4 protein-coding genes are annotated in these 4,095 nt (G+C 74.4%); 2 read left to right on the top strand and 2 right to left on the bottom strand.

Annotation, left to right across the window (positions count from 1 at the left end):
- On the top strand, positions 1 to 744 hold a 744-nt coding region (locus tag G3I40_RS07175), incomplete at its 5' end, for an ABC transporter substrate-binding protein (protein WP_164301319.1).
- A 287-nt stretch (positions 745 to 1,031) separates the two neighbouring features.
- Here G3I40_RS07175 and G3I40_RS07170 read toward each other — a convergent pair.
- Together G3I40_RS07170 and G3I40_RS07165 are read right to left on the bottom strand one after the other, a co-directional pair.
- Complete coding sequence (locus G3I40_RS07170) at positions 1,032 to 1,727, bottom strand: copper homeostasis protein CutC (protein WP_164301318.1); 696 nt, start codon at positions 1,725 to 1,727, stop codon at positions 1,032 to 1,034.
- A gap of 75 nt (positions 1,728 to 1,802) precedes the next feature.
- A complete protein-coding gene (locus G3I40_RS07165; protein WP_164301317.1) occupies positions 1,803 to 2,666 on the bottom strand; it encodes a hypothetical protein in 864 nt (287 codons plus the stop codon).
- Positions 2,667 to 2,837: 171 nt separating this feature from the next.
- Here G3I40_RS07165 and G3I40_RS07160 point away from each other — a divergent pair.
- Positions 2,838 to 4,095 (top strand): HAD-IC family P-type ATPase (locus G3I40_RS07160; protein WP_164301316.1); only part of this gene is annotated, 1,258 nt, incomplete at its 3' end.

The following is a 4,095-nucleotide window of genomic DNA, read 5'->3' as shown; positions in this document are numbered from 1 at the left end:
GAGGAGCCGACGGACTGGGTGGCACGCCTGCCCCCGGCCCAGTCCCACGGCTGGCGGAGCTACGCGGACTTCCTCCTCGGCGCGGGCCGGCGCCGGATCGCCGTGGCGACCCAGCCGAGCGTCTACTGGGCGGCGGGCACCCGCATCCTGCGCGAGTACGTCGCCGCCCGCGGCGGCGACGTCATCGCGCTCGACACGACCGGGCTCACCCCCGAGGCGCTGTGCGACGCGCTCGTCGAGCAGGGCGCCACTGCGCTGCTCCTGCTGGTCGGCCACCCGGATCCGGCGGTGCCGCTCGTGCGGGCCGTGCGCCGCGACCGGCGCCTCGCGGAGCTGTTGATCGGCGCCCCCGCCGGACAGCCGGAGTTCGCCGGATGGGCCGCGGAGCTGGGCGCCGACGGCGCCGGGGTTCCGTTCCTGCGTTATCTGCCCGAGCGCTTCGGCCCCCTTGGCGAGCGCGTCGGGAAGGAGCTGCGCGCGCGGCTCGGCGAGGCGCCCTCCTTCGTCGCCTTCGAGGGCTGGGACGCCGTCACCGTCCTCGCCGAGGTGCTGCGCGCGCACGGCACGGACCGGGCGGCCGTCGCCGGGGCCTGGCCGTCCGTGGCGGTCGAGGGCACCCGCGGGCCGATCCGGTTCTCCCGCACGCCGGACACCGGCGTGTGGCAGTGGGTCTGGGCGCCGGTCCAGGTCGTCGACCGGGACCCGGCCGCCCCCGACCGCTTCCGCGTCCTGCACACGGGCTGAGGAGCTGCAGGGGGTTGCGAAAGTCCCGTCTGCCCCGCGAGGCCCGGCACGCACGCGCGCGGCGTTGAAACCCGCCCAAGGGCACGGCGTGGTCGTCGGTTGCCGACTCCCCCAGCCTCGAACCAGGTCCGCCAGGCTCGGCCGGGAGGTGCCCCCATCGCGTCGACGCCCTCCTGCGCCTTGCAGCTGCACGCACCAGACCCCGCTCACCGGCACAGGACAGCGCGGGCCCCCTGGGCCGCGACCCGATCCTCCCCCAGCCTGTGGCCGGGGGCCCCAGGCAGGTCCTAGGCGTCCAGCGCCTCGCGCCAGACGCGCACCGCGTCCGCGCTGACCGGGGCGTCCCAGCCGTGCGGCCGTGACGCCCCGCCGATGTGGAACGCCGAGATCCCGGCGGCCCGCAGCTGCGGCAGGTGCTCCAGGCGGAGCCCGCCCCCGACCAGGATCTGCTGCTCGTACCCGGGCTCCCCGGCGCCGGCGCGCGCGGCCTCCGCGACGAGGACGTCGAGGCCGGCGTCGACCCCGTCCGCAGAGCCGGCCGTCAGATAGGTGTCGAGGCCCGGCAGGTCGGCCAGCTGCTTGCGCAGGGCGTCCCGGTCCGCGGCCCTGTCGATCGCCCGGTGGAACGTCCACCGGCATCCGTCGAGCTCCGCCACGATCCGTTCGACGGCCGCGAGGTCGGGGCCGCCGTGCTCGTCCAGGAACCCGAGCACGAACTCGTCGGCCCCGGCGCCGCGCAGCTCCCGCGCGGCCCGGACGAGCGCCGACACGTCCCCCGCGTCGAAGCCGTCCGCGAGCCGCAGCATCACGCGCAGCCGGATGCCGACCGCGGCGCGGATCGCCGCGAACGTCCGTACCGACGGCGTCAGTCCGTCCGCCGCCATGTCGGTGACCAGCTCCAGGCGGTCCGCACCCCCGGCCTGAGCGGCGACCGCGTCCTCGGGGTCGAGGGCGATCACCTCCAGGACTGCACGCTTGCTCATGAGGCTCCTGTCGCGACGACCTACCCGGGCCCCGGGAATAGGCCCATATAGGTCTAGTCCAATGTCCTTCTCACCTTACGCCGCGTGCACCGTGAACGCAGCCGTCCTGACCTCGCCGTCGTGCTTGAAGTCCAGGAAGAGTCGGTACGTCCCCGCGCTCGGCGCGGTCGCGGTGAAGGAAACCCCGGGACCCGGCCTGCCGTCGTGCGGGTGAACGTGAAGGTACGCGAGGTCGCCGGAGCGCAGCGCGACCAGGTGCCCGTACGCGCCGAGGTAGGGCTCCAGATCGGTGACGGGCCGCCCGTCCTTGTAGACGTCGAGCGTGAGCTCGCGCGCCGCACCCGGCCGCAACGCCCCCTCGATCCGCACCTCGTACCCGTCGCCCACGGCCGCCCGCGCGGCGTGGCCGGGCAGTGGCTCGGGCGTGTACGTCCCGGCGACGCCGAGGCCCGCGCCCAGCGTGAGCCCTTCCTCCTCGCCGTGCGGCCTGAAGTCCGCGAAGACCCGGTAGTCGCCGGCCTTCGGCAGGGAGACGGGCGTGGACCACGTCCCGTCGGCGGCGCGCACGGGGTGCAGGTGCCGGTAGGCGGACAGGTCCCGCGAGGCGACGATCAGGTGCAGCTCCTTGTCGTTCTCCTTCTCGTACGAGGTCACGGGCTTGCCGGTGGCGTCCTTGCGGATGGTGAAGCGCAGCTCGCCGCGGGTGCCGGGCAGCCGGTCCTTCTCCAGGTCGAGGGAGTAGCCGCGCTCGGAGACCTGGAGTCCGCCGGGCAGGGCGTTCGCCGCCGGGGCCGCGGCCTGTTCCGCGTGCCCGCCGTGCTCGGGCGCCGGCTGCCGCGCGGCGGTCACGGGCGAGACGCCGCTGCCCACGCCGTACGCGGTCCCGAACGTGGCGGCGGCGGCCGCGGCGAAGGCGGTGATCTTGAGTCCGGTACGCATGGCGACTCCTTGGACGCGGGTGGGACGGACCTCGTCTAGCTGCGTACGAAGATACCCCTAGGGGGTATGAAGTCAAGCCGGACCCGGCCTTGCGATTCGATACCCCCTAGGGGTATAACTGGATCACGATACGGGGTACCCGCCCCGGGTACCGCTCACCGAGGAGGCCTGATGTCGGCGCACACCGTCGCCCCACCCGCGCAGGTGGAACTCGCCATCGGCGGCATGACCTGTGCGTCGTGCGCCGCCCGCATCGAGAAGAAGCTGAACCGGATGGACGGCGTCGAGGCGACCGTCAACTACGCGACCGAGAAGGCCAAGGTCAGCTTCGACGGCGGCGTCCGGGTCGCGGACCTGATCGCCACCGTCGAGGCCACCGGATACACGGCGCAGGAGCCCGAGCCGCCCGCCCCGGCCCAGGAGGCGGCCCCCGACGAGGACGACGGACTGCGGCCGCTGCGCCAGCGCCTGCTCACCGCCGTGGTGCTCGCCGCCCCGGTCGTCGCCATGGCGATGATCCCCGCCCTCCAGTTCACGTACTGGCAGTGGCTGTCCCTGACGCTGGCCGCCCCCGTCGTCACGTACGCGGCCTGGCCCTTCCACAAGGCGGCGTTCACGAACGCGCGGCACGGCGCCGCGACGATGGACACGCTCATCTCGGTCGGCACCTCGGCCGCGTTCCTGTGGTCGCTGTGGGCGCTGTTCCTCGGCACGGCCGGCGAGCCCGGCATGAAGCACCCCTTCGAGCTGACCATCGGGCGCAGCGACGGCGCGGGGAACATCTACCTGGAGGCCGCCGCAGGAGTCACCGCCTTCATCCTCGCGGGCCGCTACTTCGAGGCGCGCGCGAAGCGGAAGGCGGGCGCTGCCCTGCGGGCGCTGCTCGAACTCGGCGCGAAGGACGTCACCCTCGTCCGCGACGGCGGGCGCGAAGAGAGGGTCCCCGTCAGTGAGTTGAAGGCGGGCGAGCGCTTCCTCGTGCGCCCTGGCGAGAAGATCGCCACCGACGGCACGGTCGTCGAGGGCACCTCCGCCGTGGACACCTCCCTGCTCACCGGCGAGTCCGTGCCGGTCGAGGTCGCGGCGGGCGACGCGGTCACCGGCGCCACGCTGAACGTCGGCGGGCGCCTCGTCGTCGAGGCCACCCGGGTCGGCGCCGACACCCAACTCGCCCGGATGGCACGGCTCGTCGAGGACGCGCAGAACGGCAAGGCCGCCGCCCAGCGCCTCGCCGACCGCATCTCCGCGGTCTTCGTCCCGGTCGTCATCGCCCTCGCCGTCGCGACGCTCGGCTTCTGGCTGGGCAACGGCGCCGGGTGGACCGCCGCGTTCACCGCGGCCGTCGCCGTGCTGATCATCGCCTGCCCGTGCGCCCTCGGCCTCGCCACCCCGACCGCCCTCATGGTCGGCACCGGACGCGGCGCCCAGC

Origin of the sequence: Streptomyces sp. SID14478 (assembly GCF_010548525.1) — a bacterium.
In the GTDB taxonomy this organism is placed as follows: Bacteria; Actinomycetota; Actinomycetes; order Streptomycetales; family Streptomycetaceae; genus Streptomyces.
This window is presented reverse-complemented; position numbering and strand designations above follow the sequence as displayed.